We start from the raw sequence: 24,768 nt of genomic DNA, 5'->3' as shown, positions 1-24,768 counted from the left end.
TCCCTCCGGGCGCAGCGCCTACGGTTTGCTTCGCTGCACCTCCTCTCGCTGTGTTTGGCTGCGCCAAACGGTCGCTGCGCTCCCACGCCCGGATGAATCCCTCCACTCAGCCTTCCGATGTCGCTCGTGGATCAAGATCAAGAGCGGCAGCCGAGCTAACGCTCATCCTGTTGAGTGGGGCGGCTTTGCCGCTTGGGTTGTACGCACGTTGAAACTGTGAGAGCGAGCCTGCTCGCGATGGCGGTGTGTCACTCAAAGATGCTTTGAATGACACACCGCCATCGCGAGCAGGTCAGCTCCCACAGGTTTTGTGTAGCCGGATTCAGATGGCCGGGAAGTCGATATCGGTCAGCGCCGCGTTGTTCAGGTAGTTGGTCAGGCTCTGCACGGCCACCAGTGCGATCACTTCGATGATCTTTACGTCGTCGATGCCGGCAGCACGGGCAGCGGCGATCTGTTCGTCACTCAAATGGCCGCGACTTTCGGTCAACTGACGGGCGAGGGCGGCGTACGCGTTGAGTTCGCCTTGGCGGGCGGCGACGATGTCTTGCGCCGAGAGCCCGGCCTTGCCGGCAAACAAGGTGTGGGCGGCCAGGCAATAGTCGCAACCGTTGACCTGTGAGGTGGCGAGGTACACGGCTTCTTTTTCCTGGGCGCTCAGCGAGGTTTTGCCGAGAATCGCCGAGGCTTGCACGTAGGTTTCGAGGGCCACCGGCGCTTTGGCCAGGGTGGTGAAGACGTTGGGCAGGAAACCGATTTTCTTTTTCACGCCTTCCAGCACAGAGCGGCTGGCGTCGGTGGCGTTTTCGAGGCTGATTGCGTGGATGCGGCTCATGGTGATTCTCCGAGATTCCGTCGCGAAGTGCGCCGGGGATGGAGGCCATGTTATTGAGTCGGGGTGGTGCATTGGCGGCAAATCGTCGAGGATATGCGGCAGATCGTCCAGATCTGGCGTTCGCTGACAGAATTGTGGTGACTGGACGGGCGTCTTCGCGAGCAAGCTCACTCCCACAGGGGAATGCGTTTCAAATGTGGGAGCGAGCTTGCTCGCGAAGGTCGCGGCGCAGTCTCAGCGCTGAAAAGAATACGAGCCGCCCGATAACTGTTGGAGCCGTCCATGGATCGCCTGTCTACCTTGCTCAGCCATTTCGGCGTGAATGCCGGCACTTTTCACAGCGGCACGTTCTGCGGCGTCGCGGTTCATGAAGATGAACCGGTCGGCCATGTGCATTTGTTGCAAGGTGGTGAACTGTTGCTCAAGCCGGGCAGCGAACGTGAGATTCGCCTCAGTGAGCCGTCGTTGATTTTCTTCCCCAGACCCTTCGTCCATCGCATGTTTGCCGACGAAGCCATGGACACTCAGGTGGTTTGCGCAACGCTGACGTTTGACGGCGGCTCAGGTAATGCACTGGCGGCGGCACTGCCGGATTATCTGGTGCTGAAACTGACGCAAATCCCGGAACTGGCCAGCACTGTAGAGTGGCTGTTCAAAGAGGCGTTCGAAGGGCATTGCGGACGCGTGGCGGTAATGGATCGCCTGTTCGAATTGCTGGTGATTCTGCTGTTGCGGCATTTGATCAGCAGTCGTGAACAGCAACCGGGGATGATCGCCGGGCTGGCCGATCCACGTCTGTCGCGCGCCTTGAACCTGATGCACGAGCAACCGCAAAAGCCGTGGAGTGTGGCGGATCTGGCCGCTGTCGCCAACCTGTCCCGCGCCAGTTTTGCCGAGCAGTTTCGCCGGGTGGTTGGGCAGACGCCGGCCGATTATCTGCTGAGCTGGCGCGTCAGTCTGGCGCAAAAGCGCTTGCGCGAAGGCAAAGCGATTGCGCTGATTGCCGAGGAGGTCGGTTACGAAAGTCCGTCGGCGCTGGCCCGGGCGTTTCGGCGCAAGACCGGGCTCAGCCCTCGCGAGTGGAAGGCCGGCGCCTGAGGTTCATTTGGCGAATTTCTTCGCCCCAGCCACACACAGAATCACGCCCAACGTCACGGCGAGCATGCCGAGGCTGACATGCTCATGCAGCAGCATCGCCGCCAGCGCCAGGCCGAAGAACGGCTGCAGTAATTGCAACTGACCGACCGCCGCAATTCCGCCCTGAGCCAGACCGCGATACCAGAAGACAAAGCCGATCAGCATGCTGAACAGCGACACATAGCCCAGACCCAACCACGCCGACAGGCTGATCGTGCTGAACGAGGCGGGCGCCAGCCACAGACTCAGAATCGTCATCACCGGCAACGACAGCAGCAGAGCCCAGCAAATCACCTGCCAGCCGCCAAGGGTTCGCGACAGCTTCGCGCCTTCGGCATAACCGAGACCGCAGGCCAGAATCGCCGCGAGCATCAGCAAATCGCCGGTGGGCGAAGCAGTCAGACCTTGTGCCAGCGCGAAGCCGACCACCAGCGCGCTGCCGAGAGTCGAGAAGATCCAGAACACCGGTCGCGGCCGCTCACCGCCGCGCAGCACGGCAAAAATCGCCGTGGCCAGTGGCAGCAAGCCGACAAACACAATCGAATGCGCCGACGTCACGTGTTGCAGCGCCAGTGCGGTCAACAAAGGAAAACCGAGCACCACGCCCAGCGCGACAATCAATAGCGACAGCCACTGATCGTGCGCCGGACGCCGTTCGCGAAACAGCCACAACAGCGCGACAGCCAACACCCCGGCGATGGCGGCGCGGACCACGGTGAGAAACACCGGATCGAACTCCAGCACCGCCAGACGCGTGGCCGGCAGTGAACCGCTGAAGATCACCACACCGATAAAACCGTTAATCCAGCCGCTGGTTTTTTCCAGTACCGGGGTCGTCAGATTCGAAGTCCGTTCCATAGCAGATCACGCTCAGAAGTGGGTTGCATTGCCGTGATGCTAAAGCCGAGAATCAGCACAATCAAAGAATTGTCATGGATACATCCGAGATGCCACGCTCGCGCTACAAGACCCTCGTTGACGCCTATGCAACGGACATTCGTTCCGGGCTTTTGCCGCCGGGTACGCGGTTGCCCACCCACCGGCAACTGGCCGCTCAAAAAGGGCTGGCGCTGGTCACGGCCTCGCGGGTCTATGCAGAGCTGGAGGCCATGGGCCTGGTCAGCGGCGAAACCGGGCGCGGCACGTTTGTCCGCGAAACCTCGCTGGCGCCGGGGCAGGGCATCGATCAGAAACAGGTGGCGGTCGGCATGATCGACCTCAATTTCAATTACCCGTCGTTGCCCGGTCAGGCGGACCTGTTACGCACTGCATTGCGCCAGTTGGCGCTGTCCGGCGATCTGGAAGCGTTGCTGCGTTATCAGCCGCATGCCGGGCGCGCCCACGAGCGCGCGTCGGTTGCTCGGCATCTGCTGACGCGCGGGGTGACTGTCGATGCCGAGCAAGTGCTGATCGTCAACGGTGCCCAGCAAGGCCTGGCCGTCACGCTGATGGCCTTGCTCAAACCCGGCGATGTGATTGCTGCCGACGCGCTGACTTATTCCGGCTTCAAAGTCTTGGCTGAGGCGCTGCATCTGGAGGTCGTGGCGACCCCGTTCAGCGATCAGGGGCCGGATCTCGCCGCGCTGGACAAACTCTGTCGCAGTCGCTCGGTGCGTGCCGTGTACAGCATGCCGACGTTGCACAATCCGCTGGGCTGGGTGATGCCATTCGCCCAGCGCGAGCAGTTGGTGTCTATTGCCCGTCGGCATGATCTGACGATCATCGAAGACGCGGCCTACGCATTTCTGGTGGAAAACCCACCGCGTGCGCTGATCAGTCTGGCGCCGGAGCGCACGGTGTACGTCTCGGGCCTGTCGAAAAACATCGCCACCGGCCTGCGCGTCGGTTTCATTGCCGCCCCGCCAGAAACGGTGCCGGCGCTGGAACGCATCATCCGCGCGACAACCTGGAACACCCCCGGCATCATGACCGCCATCGCCTGCGGCTGGCTCGACGACGGCACGGTGACGTTGCTTGAGGAACAGAAACGCAACGACGCCAAGGCGCGGCAAGCGTTGGCGGCCAAGGTGTTGAAAGGGTTGCCGAGCATTGGCCACCCGGCATCGTATTTTTTGTGGCTGCCGCTGCCGGAAGATGTGCGCGCCGATCAGATTGTCGTCGAGTTGATGCACGAGCAGATTTCCGTCACCACCGCCGAACCGTTTACGGTGTCGGGGCATGTGCCGCATGCGATTCGCCTGGCATTGGGTTCGGTAGACATGGAGGTGTTGCGTCAGGCGTTGATCAAAGTCAGAAGGATCATCGGCGCTTACCTGTAAAAACAACATGCTACCCTTGCGCCGCCCGATGCAGACCGATCCGGAACCCTCGATGAAAAACACCGCTGCACTGTCACTCGCCCTGATCCTCGGCACCAGCCTGCTCAGCACGTTGACCCATGCCGCAGGCGACCCCGAAGCCGGCGCAAAAATCTTCCCGCGTCTGTGCGGCGGCTGCCATCAGGTCGGCGAATCGGCCCGCCCGGGCTTCGGTCCGCAGCTCAATGGCATCATTGGTCGGCCTGCCGGTACGTCGGCCAACTACGTGTATTCCGATGCGATGAAGAACTCGGGCGTGACCTGGGATCGTGAAACGCTGATCGCTTATCTGAAGGACCCGAAAGGCGTCGTGCCCGGCACGCGGATGATTTTCTGGGGATTGAGTGATGAAGAGAAACTCGACAACCTGTTGGCGTATCTGCAAAGTTTTATCGGAGGGGAAAAGTAATCGCCCACTGCTTCACCTTCATAAGTAAAAAATATTTGTGTTTTAGTGAGTTTTATTGATAGGGATCATCGGAGATGCAAGAGCAAAGAAAATCAAAGCTTCAGGTTGTATTTTCGTTGGAAGTGCTGGAGCCAAAAATTGGCCAAGTAGTTATTGTTCCAGCCGACACATCATGGAATGATTTTGGACACCGTATTCGTTGTACCTTCCAAGCTTCGTTGAACGCCCAGTCGCCTGTTGTTAGCGGAGACATGTTTATAGGCTTCCTGCCGTCTCCCGGTGAACCTGAAGATGAATTTTTCAAGCGACGGCTTAGTTTGTTTGAAATTATAGAGAGTAACGGATTGTCGGCTATAGTTTCTGACGATGCTCCGACTTTTTTTACGTTGTTACCTGATTTGAAGGGCTACAGATATATAGTGGAGCGACTTGGACCTAAAGACGCGGATTTTTTTTTAAAGTCTGTAATGGATTTGGTTGCGTCTAAGGGAGGTAAAAATGAATGGGTTGAAAAGGCCTTGGCAACTGACGTATTTAAATTGGGTTTCATGAGAAATTCTGAACCTTTTTTTGCTTTTAATAACGCTGATAGTGTCTTGGGTGGGCTGGCTTCAGAAGATTTTACGGCTATTTCAAAGTCTTTGAATTTAAGTTTTCGTATGGAAGGAGCTGAACTGCCGTACAGTCTTGATCTTCGTTTTTCAAATCAGGATATAATACCTCGTCGTATAAATATCTTGATCGGAAAGAATGGTCTCGGTAAAAGTCAAACGTTGAAAAATTTCTGCCGGGCAGCACTCCAGTACAAGGATGAGGGGTTGAAATTGACAGATCATGATAGTCGCGATGGTCGACCCATGATTAGTCGAGTTCTCGCTATTGCTACTCCCGGTGAAACTAGAAATACATTCCCCCCAGAGAGAAAAAAAGATCAGAAACTTTTTTATCGTAGGCTTAACTTAACGCGTGGTGGAAAGTCTTCGGTCACTCGATCCATTGGAGATGCGTTGGTTCGGCTTGCTAGGAATGAAGAGTTTATTGGTGAGAATAGTCGTTGGAGTTTGTTTGTAGGGGCGCTAGAGAAGTCACTGCCGATCGATTCCATAGTTATTCCTCTTCAAGGTGGCGAATTCGCCTCATTGGTGGGTTTTGTTAGTGGGGGAGAACAGCGGTGTTTAGAACGATGGGCCAGTGTCGAGTCTAACGTAGAAGTAGGGTTGAAAATTTCTGGTGTTGTGTTCCCGTTAAGTAGTGGGCAGTTGACATTTTTTAAATTGACTCTGTTGTGTTGCTTGTATATTGAAAATGGGTCGTATGTATTGATGGATGAGCCTGAAACTCATCTGCACCCGAATTTAATATCTGAACTTGTGGATATATTGGATTATCTGCTTGAACAAACAGGGTCTCACGCAATTATTGCAACTCATTCGGCATATTTTGTAAGGGAGGTTTCAAAAGAGCAGGTTCATGTATTTCATCAGGTTTCAAATGGGCTGGTAGAAATTGATCAGCCAAGACTAAGGACTTTTGGGGCAACAGTAGATTCTATTTCGCAGTTTGTTTTTGGTGAGGATGTTGAAATTCGTCTCATAGATAAATTATATGAGCGCATAAAAGACAGGTCTTTTCAAGATGTTGATAAAGAGTTGGGTGATCAGTTGTCTCTGGCCGCCTTAATGGATATTCGCCGTAGAATGGAGGCAAACTCGTGAAAAAAATTCCGACTCCATTAGTTGATGATGTTTTGTTTACGACTGAAGTCTCAAAAAACTCATCGCTTTCTAGAACGTCCTATCCGCATTTAAAGAACGCGTTGTCAGGTGTGTTGGCTGGTTATCAGAATTATATTGATAATGCTGGCAATGCATTGTTGATAAATTCTATTGGTGTGAGCGAACTTCTTAAACTTGGCCTGCACAAGAATTATAATTCGCCACCACAATCACTGGCTCATATAGAGAGCATTAGAAAGTCCTCGCCAAAAATTTGCCCTATGTGCGGATCTCCAAAGACGACTTCATTGGACCATTTGTTACCGAAAGAGGATTATCCAGAATTCTCGATTTTTTCAAAGAATCTCGTTCCGGCATGTGATTGTAATACCAAGCGAAAAACAAATACCAAGGATGTTCGACTGCATGCACGAGTTTTGCATCCGTATTTTGATAGTTGTCTGTTGCTTAGGCAGGTAACTTGTGTGATCTCTCGAGTGACTTTTCCCGAGGCTAAAATTGAAGTCATTTGTTTGAATCCCGCGGATCCCATGATTGCATCACTAAAATTCCATCTGGAAAACGTGATATTGCCATCAGGTCTGGTTCGGTGGCTGGAAAGTCAGTGGTCTAGCTTGGTTGAGTACCCCGCAGGGATCATTCATACATTGCCGCATAAGACTATCTACTTTCCAAAGGAACTGAGGGGCTATCTGAATGATTCGTTACAGCGACACGACAGAGGGTATGGAACTCCTAATAATTGGGAGTCTGTCTTTGTTCACGGACTAATTAACTCTCCTGGAATCGCAAGATGGATTATGCGGCTGCATAATCAGCATTATGTTTAGGTTGTTTTAGGTGAGGGGAGGGCGCAGTTTGTTTAGAGGACTATCATCCGTTGAATATAAAATATGTGCGCGCGTATCGACTATTCTGCTTTATCGGCAAGCAAATGCATGATCGCTGTTCTTGCCGGATGCGATCCCGCCGCCTGCAAACACAACGAATAAACCCCACCCGTTCTCAACGGTTCGCCAAACGGCACCACCAACACCCCACGCTCGATCGACTCTGCTGCCAACGTCATGTCCGTCACCGCCACGCCCAATCCCCGCGCCGCTGCGTCCAGCGCCAATTCATCAAGGTTGAATGGAATGTGCCGGTAATCCTCCAGCGGCTTTCCCTCATTCGCCGCCAGCCATTCAATCCACGCCTGACGATCGGCTGAGCGATGCAGTAACGGGAAGCGCAGCAACTCGTCGACTGAGCGCGGTGCACCGGCGAGGGTGGGCGAGCACACCGGCACCAGCATTTCCTCGAACAGCGTCAGGCAATCCGGATCGCTCGATGGCTGCGGCAAATAAAGAATATAGGCGTCACTGTCATTGCCCGGTTCGACGACTTCAGTGGCGACGGTTTCTATCGCCAGCGAAACCTCGGGATGAGTCAGATAGAAGTCGCTGAGTTTCGGTAGCAACCAGCGCACCGCCAGCGACACATGCATGCGGATGCGGAAGGGGCGTTGCTGCGGGGCGAGACGTTCTTCGAGCGTCTTCAGTTGTTCAAGGATGCTGCGGGCGCTGGCCAACACCTGTTCGCCTTCTGCGGTCAGGCTCAGGCTGCGGCTGCTGCGGATGAACAGTGCGACATTGAAATGGCTTTCCAGTTGCTGGATCTGCCGGCTCACTGCGCTTTGCGTCAGGCACAGGGTTTGCGCAGCGCGGGTGAAGCTGCCGCAACGGGCGACTTCAACCAGTGCTTGCAGTGCTTGTAGCGAAGGAACGTGGCGAATTTTATCCATGCTTTTTCTGAATGGCTCGATGATTTTATAGCGTTGGTCGGCCTGTTGTAGACCTTATAGATTCTAGCTCTGGCGATGATCTTCTCAAGCCTTGCATGCGATTCACGCATGAAGGGGGTGCAGAGGCAAGCCGCAGAATGACAGTCGAATGAGGTGAGGCATGGAAAACGTATGTGGCTGGATCGCGCAGGCCGGCAGTTCGCCAGAGCGTGGTCGCCTGAGCGGGGCGCAAACAGCTGATTGGCTGGTGATTGGCGCCGGGATCACCGGGCTCAGTGCCGCACACGCACTGGCCGATCTGCACCCGCAGGCGCGTATCGTCGTGGTTGATCGCCAGCGTGCGGCGCAGGGGGCCTCGGCGCGCAACTCGGGGTTCGTCGTGGCCCATGAGCATCCGGCGCACAGCGAGTTGATCGGCGCACCGGGTTTTGCCGGGTTTGAAGTCGACACGATGATCTCCCGCGCGGCCAGCGAAGAGGTGCGGCAACGGATCAATCGCCATGATATCGACTGCGATTTTCGTGACAGCGGTTATTACTTTGCCGTCAACGACCGCGCCAAGCTCGACCATGTCGACGCGAAACTGGCGACCCTGCGTGCCCTCGGCGCTCGTGCGGAGTTTGTGCAAGGTCCGGCATTGGCGCAGAAGCTCGGCACCGGTCACTACGAGGCAGCGATCTGGTGTGGCAACGGCAATGCGCTGTTGCAACCGGCGAAATACGTGAACGGTTTGCTCAATGCCTTGCCGGGCCATATTACGGTTTACGAAAACACCGACATCACCGGATTTGAGCGACTTGCGCAGGGACGACTGCGCGCCAACTGCGCGCAAGGCAGTATCGAAGCCAATCGCGTTCTGGTGTGCCTCAACGCTTTTATTCCTCGGGTCGGGATCGCCGACAGCGCAACGTTCCCGATGGAACTCAGCGCCAGCCTCACGCGACCGCTGACCGATCAGGAGTTCAACGCCATCGGTGCAGTTGAGCCGTGGGGCGTGCTGTCGACGCGACCGCTGGGCGCCACGGTTCGATTGACCCCGGATCGCCGCGTGATGATCCGCAACACCGCCGAATACCGTACTCGCGATCTTTCCAGCAGTGAACTCGCGTTGCGTCGCCAGCACCATGTTCGCGGCTTGCAACGACGCTTCCCGTTTCTCGGTGAGCAAGACATTCAATACACCTGGACCGGCCATTTGAGCGCCAGCCGCAGCGGTCAGGCGTTTTTTCAGCGAGTTGAAGAGGGCGTCTTCGCCGTGGCCGGTTGCAATGGTTCGGGGGTGGCGCGCGGAACGTTATGGGGGCGATTGCTCGCGGAACTGGCCTCGGGTGTCGACTCGCCGCTGCTGCAATCAGTGATGCAGCGCGCTGAACCCGGCTGGCTGCCGCCGCGTCCGTTTTTCGACATCGGTGCCATGCTTCGCCTGCGCGTGGAGGCGGTCAGGGCCAGAACAGAAATCTGAAATTCCGCCTATCGCACAACAAAAAAAGCCACTCAATACAGGTAACAGACCATGCGCATCCACCCGCTTTCACTGGCCGTCGTCGTCGCGGCTGCGTCGACCTCAGCCCTCGCCGACGAAACCGTGAACATCTCCAACTGGAACAGCTACATCGCCCCGGACACTCTGGCCAATTTCACCCAGACCACCGGCATCAAAACCACCTACGATATTCACGACAGTAACGAAGTGCTGGAATCGAAATTGATGACCGGCAACACCGGTTATGACGTGGTCAGTCCGTCGAACCACTTTCTGTCGCGTCTGATCAAGGCCGGTGCAATCCAGAAACTCGACAGAACGCAACTGCCGAACTGGAAGAACCTCGACCCGGTCCTGATGCAGAAACTTGAAGTCAACGACCCCGGCAACCAGTACGGCTACCCGTATATGTGGGGCACCGCCGGCATCGGTTACAACGTCGAAAAGATCAAGGCGATCTTCGGCAATACTGATGTCACCCGTTCATGGAAGTTGTTGTTCGACGAAGACAACATCAAGAAACTCAGCCAGTGCGGCGTGGCGTTCATCGACAACCCGACGCAGGTGTTGCCGATCACCCTCAACTATCTGGGTTTGCCACCGCACAGCCATGAGCCTGAGGACTACAAAAAAGCCGAGCAGGCCTTGTTGAAAATCCGCCCGTATATTCAGTACTTCCACGCTTCGAAATACATCAGCGATCTAGCCAACGGCAACGTCTGCGTGGTGATCGGTTTCAACGGCGACGTCGTCCAGGCGGCGGCCAGCGCCAAGGAAGCCAAAAACGGCATCGACATCGCCTATTCGATCCCCGACGAAGGCACGACGCTGTGGTTCGACATGCTGGTGATGCCGAAGAACGCACCGCACGAAAACAACGGCTACGCCTACATGAACTACCTGCTTGAGCCGAAGGTAATCGCCAACATCAGCAACAGCATTCATTACGCCAATCCGAATGCTGCCGCCGGTGAGTTTCTCAATCCGGACGTGCGGCAGGATGCGGCGATCTACCCGCCGAAAAGCGTGATGGAAAAGTTGTTCACGGTGGAGGAATTGCCGGCGAAGATTGCGCGGCTGACGACGCGCTTGTGGACGAAGTTGAAGACCAATACCTGACCGTGAGTGTGGCAACAAGGCGCTGGCCGGGCTGAGGGATTTGCGGTATTGCTTAAGGCGTCGGCACACCGTCGCACTCAAGGAAACCACCATGAAACCTTTGCTGCTGGCAGCGCCGCTGTTGCTTGTAACCGGACTGGCCCACGCTGGTATCCCCATGCTCAACGCCACGTGCCCTGGCAAGATCGAGGTGCACTCGGATGAAGGCGGGCCGATCTACATCAATGGCAAGGAAGGCCAGTTGAAGAGATTCAACGACAACTACTTCGAGGCCAAAGGCGCGGGCGTGACCATTTCTCTGAGCATCAATCCCGACGGCTCGCCGGCGGTGTCGTACACCGGGAAGAACAGGGCCAACGGGATCTGTGAAGTGAAAAGCGGCTGATCAAGCGATCTGATTGCGACCGGCAGCCTTGGCCTGATACAGCTGCTGATCGGCGCGTTTGATCAGTGCGCTGTGGCTGTTGTCGGCCGGGTCTGCCAGGCCGACACCGATGCTCACCGTCACATTCCCGACCGCAGGGAAATCAGCCTCGGCAACCGCCGCGCGAATCTTCTCGGCGACGACTTCCGGGGTGTCGGGTTGGGCGATTTCCGGCAACAGCACAGCGAACTCTTCGCCGCCATAACGGGCGACGAAATCGGTGGTGCGCAGGCTGGCCTGAATCAGTTGCGCCAACTGTTGCAGCACCTCATCGCCCACCGCGTGACCGTGGGTGTCATTGATTCGCTTGAAGTGATCAGCATCGATCAGCAGCAGGGAAAACGGGCGTCCGGTGCGGCGGAACAGCAGTGTGTATTCGGTGAGTTTTTCGTCGAAACGGCGGCGGTTGTAAACGCCGGTCAAACCATCGTGGGTCGCCAGACTCAGCAGTTCGGCATTGGCCTGCGTCAGGGCTGCGGTGCGTTGCGCGACGGTTGCCTCCAGCGAGGCATTGGCCTCTTGCAGTTCGCGCTCCTTGCCCAGTAGCGATTGGGTCATTGCATCGATGGACTGGCCGAGCTGCGCAATTTCCAGCACCGGGTGTTGCAGCGGGAATTGCGCGCCGGGCTGCTGGTTCTGCACCTGCCGGGCCGAGCGCGCGAGTTGCTCGATCGGGCGGCTCAGATATAGCGCCAGATAGTAGGCCACCAGGCCAAACAGCACGGCCGCGACCACGCCGAGTATCAGCAGTTTGTAGAGCAGCAGGCGCGCCGGCTGCAGCGCGGTTTCCAATGGCTGGCGCACGGCAATTGACCACGACAGTGCCGTGCTGGAAGGCGTTGGTACGGTGACCATGCTGGTGAGGAAGCCGTTGCCCGTCGTCCATCCTTGCGACGTCGAATCTGTAGCGAGTTGCTGGCCCATCAGGGCTTCCGGATAGAGGATCTTGCCATCGTGATCGATGATCAACGCTTCGATATCCGGCGTCGAGTTTTTATGTGAAAACGCCGCCGACTCAACAATGCGTGTCACCCAACTCCAGTGCGCGTGTGCGCCTAAAACACCAATCACCTGACCGTCAGCGTTACGGATCGGCGCGGCGAAATCGATGAAACGCAGCGGTTCACCGTTCGGCAGGGCCGGGAGCATTTTCGCCAGCAACACTGCTTCATGGGGATCGCCGGTGTACTCGCCGCGCAACCCGGCCTGGAACCATGGTCGTTGTTGCACTGATTGGCCGACCAGCAAGTCGTTTACTGCCTGATGCACCTTGCCCTCGGCGTCGGTGACGCCCATCCACGCATACTCGGCGCGGGCCTGGGTGCGCAGTTGCATCGACTTCAGAATTGCCGGGTTGTCCAGATCGCCACGTTCCAGATGAGGCGCGCGGCTGAGCAGATACACCTCCAGCTGGCGTTCGCGCAGTTGCTCACCCAATAACGAGGCGGCCGAGCGCGCGGTGTTGAGCAACGCATTGCCGCTGGCCTGCTTCATTTGTTCGGTGGCGATGTGGCCGACATAGAAACCCACGCTCAGCAGCGTCAGCAGGGACAAACCGGCAAACCAAAGGGTGAGATGGCTACGCAGACTGGCTTTGAACATGGGCGAGGTCTGTCTTTATTGGTGTGGCGCAATGGTATGCGACATCGTCAACGGGCTGCCAGCGAAGTGGTGGATGAGTGTGTCGAGCGCAATTTCAAAGAGCCATTACTTTCAGTAAGGTGTGTGCCCGAATATCAACGATAAGGCTTGGTCCGGATTTTCCAACCCGTGAGTTTCGATTGGAATACGGCGGTTCGGGGAATGCTGGCTCAAACGAATTCCTTCTTGTTGTTCAGGTGGACCCTTTACCCGTCAGGTGGCTGCATTGCATATAGAAAAAATCAAGTTCAGTGCCCTCAGAGGCGTGGCCTTCTACGTCGGAGTCGGTGCAGATATTCACGGCTCCGACGCAGGATTCCACGACATGCAATGCGCTGATCTGGAGCAGATCAATGTGTTTGGCGGCAGGAACGGTGCAGGCAAGTCAACGCTTCTGGATGTGGTGGGTGCCTTGTCCAGGCCAGAGTTGTTTCAGACCCTGAAGCGCACGGCACTCGGCGAACGAGTCTTTCACGGGCTGGATATTACCTTCAAGGGCGATGACTCGAGCTACACGCCCACACCGGATCCGATGGTCTTGCATGTCGAGTTTGAGGCGACCCGGACGCCGGTCCTGGCATTGCGCGTTTTTAACCGGGCGAATTACTCGGAAAAGATTCTGGATGCGATATACGCGCCCATTCCGGCGACAGGCGTAGCGACAGACGACATATGGAAAATCAGTCAGATCGTATCGAAAATGGGGATCAACGTTTCCTGTTGGCGAGGCCCCGAGCAAACCTGTTTCGATGCGGCGTTTGTTGTCGCCTTGCGGGAGATCCAGCCAGAGTTATGCGGGGTCAGACACGTAGAAACTGCTACGACGCAAGAACTGCAAGAAACCGGCGTCGTGAAGTTGCGGCTTTATTCCGATCTGATGGTTTCCCAAGCCGTCCCGTTTGAATATTTGCCTTCGGGGTGGAAAGCGGCTGCCGGTATGCTCGGTTGGCTTCGAAAACAACAAGACGGTTCAATTGTCATTATTGAAGAGCCGGAGTCTCATTTGCACCCTCGACTCCAACGCTTGTTGGCGATGAATCTGGCGCTGTTGGCGAAGGAAAAGAACCTGCAGTTGCTGGTTTCTTCGCACTCCTCAGTTTTTCTCAGCCCTGATGTCTGGGGTGCAAGTGACGCAACAGGCTCTGTTTCGATCGCTCATTTCCATGTGGACGGACGCCGTATCCATAGCTTGCAGGGGCCGCGTGTAAGCGCTTCGCCACAAAAACTGCTGGACGAGTTGGGTGTGCGGGCGAGTGATCTTTATCAGTCGAATTTCGTGATATGGGTCGAAGGCCCTTCGGATCGGCTGTACATAAAGTATTGGTTGCAACGCTGGTGTCGAGAGCATGCCGAAGCCGAACTGGTAGAGAATGTGCATTATTCGTTCGTGCTCTATGGTGGGTCGATATTGTCCCACTATCACGCGGGTGAAGAGTTGCAGACAGAAGAGGCAATCTCGATGCTGCGTATCAACAGGAATTCTTTTGTCGTCATCGATCGTGACCACGATTTTGAGTTCGACGGTGATGTCACTCACCGTACGAAGAAAGATTCAGCAAAGTACAAGGTGCTTGATCAGCTGGATGAAAGCAGCACCTGGATTACTCGGGGCTATACGATGGAAAGCTATTTGCCCGACGCCTTTAAAAAATACCTGGTCAGGAAAAGGAACGGAGCCGTATCTATCGGAACCAAACTGACCAAAGTGGAGCTGGCGAAGAAATATATGAAGGAGACTGAGGGGCTGAAATTCAACCAGATTTTCAAGCGCACTCAAACCAGCGCCATTCAGGAAATCGAGAAGATTTTTCGCGGTATAACCCGAGCGAATTTATAACGTCGCGACCGTTGGCGATCAAACCCGGGGTCACGAACAGGCATGGCCCGTCCTCCAACACACGCCATAAAACAAGCCCGGCTGATCAGACCGGGCTTGTTTGGGAACTACGATGAAGCCGGTGGTTTAGGCAACGCGTCGTTCAAGCAGACGATCGGAACCGCCTTCGGCAACGCGGCGTTCGAGCAGACGATCGGAACCGCCTTCGGCAACGCGGCGTTCGAGCAGACGATCGGAACCGCCTTCGGCAACCCGGCGTTCGAGCAGACGATCGGAACCGCCCTCGGCAACGCGGCGTTCGAGCAGACGATCGGAACCGCCCTCGGCAACGCGGCGTTCGAGCAGACGATCGGAACCGCCCTCGGCAACGCGGCGTTCGAGCAGACGATCGGAACCGCCCTCGGCAACGCGGCGTTCGAGCAGACGATCGGAACCGCCCTCAGCAACACGACTTTCAATCAACTTGTCCGAGCCGCCTTCAGCGACCTGGGTGTGTGCCGGGGTGGCGGCAAAAGCGTTAATGGCGAAAACCGAAAAAGCGATGCTGAGAAGGGTTTGGCGTTTCATGATCGTGTGCTCCAAGGGGTAGTTGTTTGTCTGGAGCCGATGTTACGCCGCGGATTTTTTATGAGAACTTCATTGACGTGATGGTGACTATCGACGCCAGCAATGTATGCCCGAGCCACCGTTTCATGGGGTTGGTGGTCGCACGCACAGTTCACCGGTAGCCCGCGTCAGAGCCAGCTCATGCAGCGCGTCGTGGGTCAGGCCACTGCGCGCCTTGGCCAGCCACGCCGGGCAATTGGCGTCGTGGCGATACGGCAGGAACGCGGCGTATTGCTGCAGCAGACGGGTTTGCAGCTCATCCAGACGCGGACGGATCTGTTGACCCAGGTCGGGGCGCGCGGTGTCCGGCGCGGCACCGGCCGCTTGCCACTGCGCGAGCAACCCGTACTGCACCAGTTTGTTCGCCTCCATTTGCGCCGCGATCAGTTGCGCCACGTCTTCCGGGTCGAGCTGGCGTTCGGCGGCCAGCGTGCGGGCATTAGCAATGACCTGCGCTTCACGCGGGCTGTCCTGAATCGGCTTGCCGCTGTCCCATTTGGTCAGCGCGACGAGGTCGCCGATGTTCAGGCGTTCGTTCAGCGTTTCCAGTAAAGGCTTCAAGGTGTCGGCGGGTGCGGCGGCGTGAGCGGTGGTGGCGAGCAAAGCGAGGAGGGTGCCGGTCAGCAAGTTGGCAAAGTGCGGCATGAACAGAGCCTCAATCAGAGAAATGAAAGTGGGCAGTTGTTTACCACAGCTGTGAAGCGACACCTACAGATCCGCGCCAATTACACAGATGTGGGCAGCGCTGATAAACAGCGATTTGAAATGTTAATTGCGCCCCACGAGCAACTCACCGAAGCTATCCTCAATCAGCCCTCCCGCCGTCGAGATGGACCTCTATTAATGCAAGCCGCCACCCAACGCCCACTCTGGCAAACCTACCTGCTGTTCCTCGCGCCGATGGTGCTGTCGAACTTTCTGCAATCGATGTCGGGCACGGTCAACAGCATCTATATCGGCCAGATGCTCGGCACGCAAGCACTGGCGGCGGTGTCGGGGATGTTTCCCATCGTATTCTTCTTTATCGCCCTGGTGATCGGCCTCGGCGCGGGCGCCGGTGTGCTCATCGGTCAAGCCTGGGGCGCGCGGGAGCCGCATATGGTCAAGGCGATTGCCGGGGCGACGCTGTTGCTGGGCGTATTGATCGGTCTGGTGGCCGCAGTGCTGGGCAGCGTGTTTGCGCGCCAGGCACTGACGGGGTTGGGAACGCCAGCGGATGTGCTCGACGATGCGGTGGCGTATGCCCATGTGATGATGTGGATCTTGCCGTCGCTGCTGGTGTTTGTGTTGTTCACGCAGCTGTTGCGCGGGGTCAGTGACACGCTGTCGCCGTTGCTGGCGCTGATCGTCTCGACTAGTGTCGGCCTGGCACTCACGCCGGCGCTGATTCGCGGCTGGTTCGGCTTGCCGCAGTTGGGCATTCAAAGTGCGGCTTACGCCGGGCTGGCCGGTAACCTGGCAGCGATGGCGTGGCTGGCGTGGCGCCTGATTCGCAAGGGCCATCCACTGGCGCCGGACCGCGAGTTCTTCAACGCGCTGCGTCTCGACGGGGCGATTCTCGGCAAGGTGTTGCGCATCGGCCTGCCGACCGGCGTGCAGATGATTGTGCTGTCGCTGTCGGAGCTGGTGATTCTGGCGCTGGTCAACCAGCACGGCTCACAAGCGACGGCGGCCTATGGCGCGGTGACGCAGATCGTCAACTATGTGCAGTTTCCGGCGTTGTCGATTGCGATCACCGCGTCGATCCTCGGTGCGCAGGCCATCGGCGCCGGACGTCTGGAGCGCATGGGGCCGATTCTGCGCACCGGGCTGTTGATCAACGTCTGTTTGACCGGTGGTCTGATCGTGCTGGGTTATCTGTTGTCGCACTGGTTGCTGGGCCTGTTTCTCACCGAGGACTCGACTCGGGCAATGGCTGAGCATCTGTTGCACATCATGCTGTGGAGCCTGTTGGTGTTCGGCTTCCAGGCCATCATCGGCGGCATCATGCGCGCCAGTGGTACGGTGTTGGTACCGGTGGCAATCGCGATCATCTGTGTGGTCGGGGTGCAGTTGCCGGCGGCATACTGGCTGGACGGGCAGTACGGTTTGCAGGGTGTGTGGATGGCGTTTCCGGTGGCGTATCTGGGCATGCTGGTGCTGCAGACCTTGTATTACAAACTGGTCTGGCAGCATCAGAAGATCGAACGGTTGGTGTAGACGCTGGCGTAACGGCCGGATGTTTGCTTAAGTCAATCGAGGCCCTCGACGGCAAGCTACGCCCGGAGAATCCCATGTCGATCCGATTGCTGCTGGCTGCCGCGTATTCGCTGTGCGTCGTTTATGACGCGAACGCCGTCGAATACACTCGGGTCAACACCAGCGCCAGTCAGATCAGTTTCACCTATAGCCAGATGGGTTCGCGGATGTACGGCACCTTCGGCAAGTTCGAAGCGACGCTGGACTTTGATACCAATAATCTCGCCAGCGCCCGCACTACATTGCACATCGACCTCAGCAGCATCGATGCGGGTAGCGCGGACGCCAACACCGAACTGGTGAAATCGGCGTGGTTCAACACTGAAAAATTCCCCGTGGCGGTATTCGAGTCGAGCCATTTCACTCTAGTTGCCGAGCATCGTTACTTGATCGATGGCGAGCTCACCCTAAAAGGCATCACCCGCAAAGTGCAGGTACCGGTGGAATTGAAACCGGGCAACGACATCGGCATTTTCGACGGTGAACTGCTGCTCAAGCGTGACGAGTTCGGCCTCGGCGCGGGGGAGTGGGCGGACACCGTGGTGTCCAAGGATATCGCCATCAAATTCAAGGTGGTGGCGCCACAGCAGTGACGCCCCAGCGCCATTCATCGCACCCAATGCCCTTCGACCCAGAACCAGTTCGGCCCGCGCGCCTGCCAGTGCCCGGGTTTCCAGCGTGCGCCGTACCTCACCGGTTGCCAGTGGCCGGGCATCCACACATAACCACGTCCTTGCCAGCGCCAATGCCCTTGATCCCAGACATAACCGGGACGCGCACCGGGCATCACTTCCATGCGCATCGGCGGTGGCGCGTGCTGGACGATCACCACCGGTTGCGCAAACACCGGGGCGCTGCTCAGTGCGGCCAGCGTCAACGGCACCAGCAGCAGGGTTTTTCGCCATTTGGACAGGGAACGCAAAACGCTCATGACAACTCCTCAAGGCCTGCGTCGAAAAGTGAACGCAGCTGCAGAATTGGATGCCGGATTTGCGAAAGATCCCGCCTGAGGCGGATGAAATTTTTGTCAGGGACAACCCTGTGGGAGCGAGCCTGCTCGCGAAGGCGTCGGGTCAGTCAATTTCTATGTTGAAGGTGCTACTGCATTCGCGAGCAGGTTCGCCCCCACCTTCGATTTGTCGTTGCCAATGCAGGCTGAATCGGCTCACAGGGTATGATGTCGCGGTTTTCCGCCGGAGTTCGCCCGCCATGCCACGCATCAACCACTACAAATCCCCATGCCCCGAAAGCGTCAACAGCCAGATTCTGCAACTGGTCGTCGACTACCTGACCGACATCAGCGCGGTCGGTCTCGGCCCGAGCAATCTGCTGTACAACGTCTATCAGTACGCAGTCGGCTATGAGGTGCATCTGTATCTGGAAGCGTTGAATGGCGAGAAGGGTATCGACGTCGAATTGCTGGTCGCTACCGACGAGGATGATCCGGAGCAAGTGATCGGCTTTCTGTTGTATCTGCCGGTGCAGGGCGATTGGGAAGCCTGCAGCGTGGCTTACATGGCGGTGCGCGAAGGGCATCGGCGTAAAGGCGTGGCGCGGGCAATGATTGGCGAAATGGTCGGGCGTTATCCCCATGCCGAACTGGCCTGCACAGTCGGCAAAGTCCCGTATTTCGAAGCGTTGGGCTTTGAAGTGATTGGCCAGCGTGAAACGCAGGTGTTGATGAGCACCCGGCATTATCGCAGCAACGGTTTGCGCGGATTTATCGACACCACGCCGATCTACCGGTCGCTGGAAGTACAGCAGATCCACACTTATCTCCTGCAGAAAAACGGCAAACGCGCGATGCTCGATGCGGAGAAACAGCGCGATCGACACCTCGATCAGACCACCCGTCACACCGAAGAATTTGTCCGCCAGCGCCTGACCGTGCACTGATCTCACATTGCTGAAAAAGCCCTTGCTGTGAATGCCGCAGCAAGGGCTTTTTTGTCGGCGCGATTCAGCCGAGTTTGACGTTCATGGTGATCTGCGCCGTGAACACTTTTTTGCCCTCGGTATCGTGAATGTCCACGGTGACGATCTTGTCGCCCTCGCTTTGCCAATCCACGCCTTCACCACTGGCCACCGCCGTCACATCGGTTTTTGCCTTGGCCAGATATTCGACGGTCATGCCTTTGGGGATCCAGCGTGCGCCGGACGGAATCGACACGTCGGTCATCATCCCGGCAGCAAGCTCTGCGGCGTTGCACATGGCAATCGCATGCACGGTGCCGAGGTGGTTGGTGATCTCACGGCGGAACGGTACTTGTACCGTCGCCGCGTTCGCACGCAACTCGGTCACCAGTGGGTTGATGCTGCTGAAGTACGGCGCGACCTGGCAGGCCATCTGGCTGAAGGCTTGCGGACCTGCGCTGTTGAACATGCTGAGAAACTGACTCATGGAAAGCCTCGCGGAAAGTGATTTTGCAGAATGATGTTCCGTTACAGAATTATATTCTGTAACGGAACGGTATTCGGTCTGCGGGAAATCTGTCAACCTGTGCGTGTTTTTTCCATGGGCACGACGAGTGCCTTTCAATCCCGATTTTCAGGCAGTGAGCCGCATGGATACCGCAGACTTACTTGAACGCAGCTACCCCGGCCGCCGCGCCGAACTCAAGCGCGATATCTTTCGCAAGGCGCTGAGCCTGTTCAACGAACAGGGCATCGAGGCCACCACCATCGAGATGATTCGCGCCGAGTGCGACACCAGTGTCGGGGCGATTTATCACCATTTCGGCAACAAGGAGGGCTTGGTCGCCGCGTTGTTTTTCACCGCGCTGGAGGATCAGGCGCGACTGCGCGATGCCTACCTGGAGGCGGCGAAAACCACCGAGGAAGGTGTGCAGGCGCTGGTGTTCAGCTACGTCGATTGGGTCGAACGTCAACCGCAGTGGGCGCGCTTCCAGTACCACGCACGATTTGCCGTGACCAAAGGGCCATTCAAGGACGAACTGGCCGAGCGCAACAAGACTCGCAATCTGCGTCTGCGCGACTGGCTGGCCGAATCGGGGCGCGCTGCCGAACTCAAGGCACTGCCCGCCGAACTCTTGCCGTCGTTGATCATCGGTCAGGCCGACAGTTACTGCCGCGCCTGGTTGGCGGGGCGGGTGAAGGGCAGCCCGGCGGACTACCGCGAATTGCTGGCGCAAGCGGCCTGGCGCTCGATTCGCGTCGATGCGCTGCCGGACTGCTGATTTACGCAGACAAAAAAAGAGCCTCAAAGCTCTTTGATGGGGAGGAAGTAGAGCCCTCGAGGCTCAAGATGCGCATGAAGCAAGGCTCGGGCTTGATTGGGGTTCAGAGCACCCGTGCCTACGCAGCGCCCGATAGAGCGGAGCCACTGCGTGATTCCATCCTAGGAGTGTGCAAGTGGCTGCTCAAGTACCGCCAGTCGCCCGAACGGCGGCGCGTTCGACCATGGCTATGATGGTTGCAGACAGCTCGTCGCTGGCCTCTTTTGCGCTTATTTCACCGTTGGCAGCGGCGTGCGAAAGTGCTTCGGCGGCGCCGAGCATGGCGCGCAATCCTGCCGGCGTGATCTGCCCGCCGCTGGCGTACGGCGCCAGATCGCTGCGGCATTTTTCAAGGAAGATCGCCTCGTATTCGCGCTTTATCTTTTCCAGCTCCGGGGTGCTCGCCAGCGCGGCGATGATCCCCGGAATCTCCGTGCCCTGGAACATGACGCAATCGACGTACGCCTTGGCAATCACTGAGGCGAGGCCGCTCAGTGTCGGTTCGCTGCGGGCGATGGCGGCATCCATCAATACCGTTTGTCGTGCATCGAATTCCCGATACAGCGCTGCAAGTAAACCGGCACGGGTGACGAAATGGTCATAGACCACCGGTTTGGTCACCCCGGCTTTTTCTGCCAGATAACCGAGGGTCAAGGCTTCGGTGCCTTGGGCACGGATGATTTGCCATGCGACGTCGAGCAACTGGCGCAAGCGGTCTTCGCGCGCCAAGCGGCGGCGCGGTTGAGCGGAGGATTGCTGTGCTGAAGTTTTACCGGTTGACATGCTTATCTACCATACGTAGCTTACTGTTGGTAACTTACTCCAAGTATATAAGCCTTGCTGAGCAATCACCAGCCGGAGATTTTCCATGCACGCCTTGATTGTTGTTGCCCACCACGACCCGCGCTCGCTGACCCACAGCGTGGCCGCGCAGATTGCCGAAAGCCTGGTTCAGGCCGATCCGGCCAACACCTTTGAAATCGCTGATCTCTACGCCGAAGGCTTCGAGCCACGTTTCGGCGCTGCGGATTTCGCGGTGCATCACCGTAAGTCCATGCCGCCTGTGGACATACTGGCCGAGCAGGCACGCATCGACCGCGCCGATACGTTGGTGCTGGTCTACCCGGTGTACTGGTGGTCGATGCCGGCGCTGCTCAAAGGCTGGATCGATCGGGTGTTCAGCAATGGCTGGGCCTTCGATTTCACCGGCGATCTCAAGCACGTGAAGCTGCTGCAGCGCCTGCGTGTGCATCTGGTTGGCCTTGCCGGCGCGGAGGCGCGAACCTATGAGCGCCATGGTTATGGCGCGGCGATGAAAGCGCAGATCGAACACGGGATTTTCGATTACTGCGGAGCGACGGTACTGAGTTCGACGTTGCTGCCGGAATCGGAGTTGCGCGATCCACGGGAGCAGTTGGCGGTTGCAAGGGAACTCGGTAGCCAAATGCTCACATAACCCCTGTAGGAGCTGCCGAAGGCTGCGATCTTTTGATCTTGTTCTTAAAATCAAAAGATCGCAGCCTTCGGCAGCTCCTACAGGGTTTTTGCGGTGTCAGCGGGCGCCGGGCCAGCCTGATTTTTCGAGGGCGGCGAACAGGGTTTCGGCATCCAGTCCCGGTACTGAATGCCCGTTGCCTTCGGTGCTCTCGCTGGCCAGCAGGGCATTGATGATCGCTTCTTCAACCGCCTCGGTCGCCGCCAGAAACAGCTCGCTGATATGGTCATTGTTGACCATGCGCAAACCGTCACAGGTCGGCGCGCCTTTGCCTTCGTAGGCGGCGGGCGGTACGTGATCATTGCCGGTGGCGAAGGCGATGAAAATGTCGCCGCTGTGATCCTCGTTGCCACCGCCGGTGCGCGCCAGACCCAAGCTCGCGCGCTGTGCCAGGCGAGTGCATTGATGGGGCAATAGCGGCGCATCGGTCGCCAGGCAGACGACGATCGAGCCCATACCCGGATGCGGCAACGACGCGCGCAAGAACGGCGAATCCTTCTGTTCCATGTAGCGCCCGACCGGGTAGCCATCGACCCGCAATTCACTGCGAATGCCGTGGTTGGCCTGCACGATCGCGCCGACGGTCCAGCCACCCTGAGCACGGCTCAAGCGGCGCGACGAAGTGCCGATGCCGCCCTTGAACTCATGACAGATCATGCCGCTGCCACCGCCGACCGCGCCCTCTACCACGGGACCGTCGACGGCTGCGCTCAACGCTTGGGCAACGTGTTCAGGCTGGACATGGAAACCGTTGATGTCGTTGAGCAAACCGTCAAAGGTTTCCAGTACCACCGGCATGTTCCAGTAGAGGCGACCGTCGTCGGGTTGCTGCTGGCGATCCAGTGCAATCAATGCATCGCGCACCACACCAAGGCTGTGGGTGTTGGTAAAGGCAATCGGGCTGGTCAGCAGCCCCGCCTCGCGAATCCATTCAAGCCCGGTGGCGTCGCCATTGCCATTGAGCACATGCACGCCGGCAAAACACGGTTGCTGATTGGTCGAGCCAGCGCGCGGTTCGATCAGTGTGACGCCGGTGCAGATGTCGCGTCCGGCGCTGCTGCGTCCGCGCACGTTGCTGTGGCCGACGCGCACGCCGGGCACGTCGGTGATGGCGTTGAACGGGCCGGGATGCAGTTGGCCGATGCGGATGTTGAGGTCACGAGCACGAGGTTTCATCGATTGTTGTCTCTCTAAAAAATGCTGGGTTGCGCACGGCCCCTGTGGGAGCGAGCCTGCTCGCGAAGGCGTCGGCACTTTCAACACATCAGTGCCTGGACCCACCGCTTTCGCGAGCAGGGTTTTGTGCAATGTTCAAAAGGTCTTACTGGCCGTTCTTGACCTTGCTCCACACCCGCGTGCGCACGCGTTCGGTGGCTTTCGGCAAAGGTTCAAGGGTGTATAGCGTGGCCATCGCCGTGGCAGACGGATAAACCGCCGGGTTGTCCCGCGTGGCTTCGGCCACCAGCGCTGTTGCCGCACGATTGCCATTCGGATAAGACAGATGATCACTGACCGGCGCGATCACTTCGGGCCGCAGCAGATAGTCGATAAAGGCCAGGCCTTGAGGACGATTCGGTGCGTCCTTGAGCAGCACCAGCGTGTCGAACCACACCGGTGCGCCTTCCTTGGGCAGGCTGTAGGCGATCTTCACGCCGTTGTTGGCCTGCTCGGCATTGGTCTTGGCTTCCAGCATCGCCCCCGACCAGCCCACTGCCACGCAGATGTTGCCGTTGGACAGGTCGCTGATGAATTTCGACGAATTGAAGTAGGCAATGTGCGGCCGCAGTTTCAGCAGCAGCGCTTCGGCTTTTTTATAGTCTTCAGGGTCGGTGCTGTTCGGAGGCAGCCCCAAATAATGCAGGGCGACCGGCAGCATCTCCGACGGCGAATCGAGCATCGCCACACCGCACTGGCCGAGTTTGGCGAGGTTGGCTTCGTTGAACACCAGATCCCACGAATCCACCGGCGCCTTGTCGCCCAGCGCCGCGCGCACCTTGTCGACGTTGTAGCCGATGCCGTTGGTGCCCCACAGGTACGGCACCGCGTATTGATTGCCGGGATCGTTGTTGGCCAGTTTCGCCAGCAGCTCGCTGTCGAGATTCTTCCAGCCCGGCAGTTGCTCGCGTGGCAGCGGGGCGAGGGCGCCGGCCTTGATCAGCGTCGGCAGGCTGAAGTTACTTGCCACCACCACGTCGTAGCCGCTGCGGCTGGTCATCAGTTTGCCTTCGAGGACTTCGGCACTGTCGAAGGTGTCGTAGACCGGTTGGATACCGCTGTCGCGCTGAAAGTCGTGGAGGGTGTTCGGGCCGATATAGTCGTACCAGTTGTAGACGTGCACGCTCGGCGCGTCAGCGGCCAGGGCGATCGAGCTGGCGCCAATCCCGGCCAGCAGGCCCAGTTTACTGCTGAGGTTGATACAGCCACGGCGACGACGCATGATGCGGCACTCCTGGCCTGTGCAGGCCGGTGAT

25 protein-coding genes are annotated in these 24,768 nt (G+C 57.8%); 14 read left to right on the top strand and 11 right to left on the bottom strand.

Annotated features, from left to right (window positions below; genetic code table 11):
- Nucleotides 1-322: 322 nt before the first annotated feature.
- Nucleotides 323-835: a carboxymuconolactone decarboxylase family protein gene (locus U6037_RS18005; RefSeq protein ID WP_322844003.1), complete on the bottom strand. Its 513-nt coding sequence runs from the start codon at nucleotides 833-835 to the stop codon at nucleotides 323-325.
- A 282-nt stretch (nucleotides 836-1,117) separates the two neighbouring features.
- Between U6037_RS18005 and U6037_RS18000 the strand changes: the two genes are divergently transcribed.
- Nucleotides 1,118-1,933, top strand: a complete 816-nt coding sequence (locus U6037_RS18000) for an AraC family transcriptional regulator (RefSeq protein ID WP_322844002.1) — start codon at nucleotides 1,118-1,120, stop codon at nucleotides 1,931-1,933.
- A gap of 3 nt (nucleotides 1,934-1,936) precedes the next feature.
- On the opposite strand, the gene U6037_RS17995 is transcribed toward U6037_RS18000, so the two are convergent.
- Nucleotides 1,937-2,830 (bottom strand): DMT family transporter, encoded by an 894-nt coding sequence (locus U6037_RS17995; protein WP_322844001.1) that lies wholly within the window; start codon nucleotides 2,828-2,830, stop codon nucleotides 1,937-1,939.
- Between the two features lie 89 nt (nucleotides 2,831-2,919).
- Here U6037_RS17995 and U6037_RS17990 point away from each other — a divergent pair, with 89 nt between their 5' ends.
- From U6037_RS17990 to U6037_RS17975, 4 genes are all read left to right on the top strand, one after another.
- Nucleotides 2,920-4,251, top strand: coding sequence for a PLP-dependent aminotransferase family protein (locus U6037_RS17990; protein WP_322847340.1), 1,332 nt, complete (start codon nucleotides 2,920-2,922; stop codon nucleotides 4,249-4,251).
- Nucleotides 4,252-4,303: 52 nt separating this feature from the next.
- Nucleotides 4,304-4,699, top strand: coding sequence for a cytochrome c family protein (locus U6037_RS17985; protein ID WP_322844000.1), 396 nt, complete (start codon nucleotides 4,304-4,306; stop codon nucleotides 4,697-4,699).
- 74 nt (nucleotides 4,700-4,773) lie between these two features.
- Nucleotides 4,774-6,414, top strand: a complete 1,641-nt coding sequence (locus U6037_RS17980) for an AAA family ATPase (protein ID WP_322843999.1) — start codon at nucleotides 4,774-4,776, stop codon at nucleotides 6,412-6,414.
- Nucleotides 6,411-7,265 carry a hypothetical protein gene (locus U6037_RS17975; protein WP_322843998.1) on the top strand — a complete coding sequence of 285 codons (855 nt, stop codon included), beginning with the start codon at nucleotides 6,411-6,413 and terminating at the stop codon, nucleotides 7,263-7,265. Before U6037_RS17980 ends, U6037_RS17975 begins: the two co-directional genes overlap by 4 nt.
- Nucleotides 7,266-7,345: 80 nt before the next feature.
- Here the strand turns inward: U6037_RS17975 and U6037_RS17970 are convergent, their stop codons facing one another.
- Entirely contained in the window at nucleotides 7,346-8,218 is an 873-nt protein-coding gene (locus U6037_RS17970) for a LysR substrate-binding domain-containing protein (RefSeq protein WP_322843997.1), read from the bottom strand.
- A gap of 160 nt (nucleotides 8,219-8,378) precedes the next feature.
- Between U6037_RS17970 and U6037_RS17965 the strand changes: the two genes are divergently transcribed.
- From U6037_RS17965 to U6037_RS17955, 3 genes are all read left to right on the top strand, one after another.
- The gene (locus U6037_RS17965; RefSeq protein ID WP_322843996.1) at nucleotides 8,379-9,680 is read left to right on the top strand and encodes an FAD-binding oxidoreductase; all 1,302 of its coding nucleotides are present in this window, start codon (nucleotides 8,379-8,381) and stop codon (nucleotides 9,678-9,680) included.
- A 51-nt stretch (nucleotides 9,681-9,731) separates the two neighbouring features.
- Nucleotides 9,732-10,820: a polyamine ABC transporter substrate-binding protein gene (locus tag U6037_RS17960; RefSeq protein WP_322843995.1), complete on the top strand. Its 1,089-nt coding sequence runs from the start codon at nucleotides 9,732-9,734 to the stop codon at nucleotides 10,818-10,820.
- A 91-nt stretch (nucleotides 10,821-10,911) separates the two neighbouring features.
- A complete protein-coding gene (locus U6037_RS17955; RefSeq protein ID WP_322843994.1) occupies nucleotides 10,912-11,205 on the top strand; it encodes a hypothetical protein in 294 nt (97 codons plus the stop codon).
- On the opposite strand, the gene U6037_RS17950 is transcribed toward U6037_RS17955, so the two are convergent.
- Nucleotides 11,206-12,846 (bottom strand): diguanylate cyclase, encoded by a 1,641-nt coding sequence (locus U6037_RS17950; protein ID WP_322843993.1) that lies wholly within the window; start codon nucleotides 12,844-12,846, stop codon nucleotides 11,206-11,208.
- Nucleotides 12,847-13,111: 265 nt separating this feature from the next.
- Between U6037_RS17950 and U6037_RS17945 the strand changes: the two genes are divergently transcribed.
- On the top strand, nucleotides 13,112-14,722 hold the full coding sequence (locus tag U6037_RS17945) for an ATP-dependent nuclease (protein WP_322843992.1): 1,611 nt from the start codon (nucleotides 13,112-13,114) through the stop codon (nucleotides 14,720-14,722).
- A 126-nt stretch (nucleotides 14,723-14,848) separates the two neighbouring features.
- Here U6037_RS17945 and U6037_RS17940 read toward each other — a convergent pair whose 3' ends face one another.
- Nucleotides 14,849-15,289, bottom strand: a complete 441-nt coding sequence (locus U6037_RS17940; protein ID WP_322843991.1) for a phage infection protein — start codon at nucleotides 15,287-15,289, stop codon at nucleotides 14,849-14,851.
- Between the two features lie 123 nt (nucleotides 15,290-15,412).
- Nucleotides 15,413-15,973 (bottom strand): chorismate mutase, encoded by a 561-nt coding sequence (locus tag U6037_RS17935; protein ID WP_322843990.1) that lies wholly within the window; start codon nucleotides 15,971-15,973, stop codon nucleotides 15,413-15,415.
- A gap of 198 nt (nucleotides 15,974-16,171) precedes the next feature.
- Here U6037_RS17935 and U6037_RS17930 point away from each other — a divergent pair, with 198 nt between their 5' ends.
- Together U6037_RS17930 and U6037_RS17925 are read left to right on the top strand one after the other, a co-directional pair.
- Nucleotides 16,172-17,527 (top strand): MATE family efflux transporter, encoded by a 1,356-nt coding sequence (locus tag U6037_RS17930; protein ID WP_322843989.1) that lies wholly within the window; start codon nucleotides 16,172-16,174, stop codon nucleotides 17,525-17,527.
- A 74-nt stretch (nucleotides 17,528-17,601) separates the two neighbouring features.
- Nucleotides 17,602-18,159: a YceI family protein gene (locus tag U6037_RS17925; protein WP_322843988.1), complete on the top strand. Its 558-nt coding sequence runs from the start codon at nucleotides 17,602-17,604 to the stop codon at nucleotides 18,157-18,159.
- 14 nt (nucleotides 18,160-18,173) lie between these two features.
- Here U6037_RS17925 and U6037_RS17920 read toward each other — a convergent pair whose 3' ends face one another.
- Entirely contained in the window at nucleotides 18,174-18,497 is a 324-nt protein-coding gene (locus U6037_RS17920; protein WP_322843987.1) for a YXWGXW repeat-containing protein, read from the bottom strand.
- A gap of 278 nt (nucleotides 18,498-18,775) precedes the next feature.
- Between U6037_RS17920 and U6037_RS17915 the strand changes: the two genes are divergently transcribed.
- Nucleotides 18,776-19,462: a GNAT family N-acetyltransferase gene (locus U6037_RS17915; protein WP_322843986.1), complete on the top strand. Its 687-nt coding sequence runs from the start codon at nucleotides 18,776-18,778 to the stop codon at nucleotides 19,460-19,462.
- 64 nt (nucleotides 19,463-19,526) lie between these two features.
- On the opposite strand, the gene U6037_RS17910 is transcribed toward U6037_RS17915, so the two are convergent.
- Nucleotides 19,527-19,967, bottom strand: coding sequence for a hotdog fold domain-containing protein (locus U6037_RS17910; RefSeq protein WP_322843985.1), 441 nt, complete (start codon nucleotides 19,965-19,967; stop codon nucleotides 19,527-19,529).
- Nucleotides 19,968-20,130: 163 nt separating this feature from the next.
- On the opposite strand from U6037_RS17910, the gene U6037_RS17905 reads away from it, so the two are divergent.
- Nucleotides 20,131-20,763, top strand: coding sequence for a TetR/AcrR family transcriptional regulator (locus U6037_RS17905; RefSeq protein WP_322843984.1), 633 nt, complete (start codon nucleotides 20,131-20,133; stop codon nucleotides 20,761-20,763).
- A gap of 183 nt (nucleotides 20,764-20,946) precedes the next feature.
- Here U6037_RS17905 and U6037_RS17900 read toward each other — a convergent pair whose 3' ends face one another.
- A complete protein-coding gene (locus U6037_RS17900; protein ID WP_322843983.1) occupies nucleotides 20,947-21,585 on the bottom strand; it encodes a TetR/AcrR family transcriptional regulator in 639 nt (212 codons plus the stop codon).
- Nucleotides 21,586-21,670: 85 nt separating this feature from the next.
- Here U6037_RS17900 and U6037_RS17895 point away from each other — a divergent pair, with 85 nt between their 5' ends.
- The gene (locus U6037_RS17895) at nucleotides 21,671-22,258 is read left to right on the top strand and encodes an NAD(P)H-dependent oxidoreductase (RefSeq protein ID WP_322843982.1); all 588 of its coding nucleotides are present in this window, start codon (nucleotides 21,671-21,673) and stop codon (nucleotides 22,256-22,258) included.
- A gap of 96 nt (nucleotides 22,259-22,354) precedes the next feature.
- Here the strand turns inward: U6037_RS17895 and U6037_RS17890 are convergent, their stop codons facing one another.
- Nucleotides 22,355-23,473, bottom strand: a complete 1,119-nt coding sequence (locus tag U6037_RS17890; protein ID WP_322843981.1) for a P1 family peptidase — start codon at nucleotides 23,471-23,473, stop codon at nucleotides 22,355-22,357.
- A 145-nt stretch (nucleotides 23,474-23,618) separates the two neighbouring features.
- Nucleotides 23,619-24,734: an extracellular solute-binding protein gene (locus U6037_RS17885; RefSeq protein WP_322843980.1), complete on the bottom strand. Its 1,116-nt coding sequence runs from the start codon at nucleotides 24,732-24,734 to the stop codon at nucleotides 23,619-23,621.
- Nucleotides 24,735-24,768: the final 34 nt, after the last annotated feature.

The sequence above is a fragment of the Pseudomonas sp. B33.4 genome, assembly GCF_034555375.1.
GTDB lineage: Bacteria > Pseudomonadota > Gammaproteobacteria > Pseudomonadales > Pseudomonadaceae > Aquipseudomonas.
Note: the sequence above shows the minus strand (reverse complement) of the source record. Positions and strands in the feature narration are given on the sequence as shown.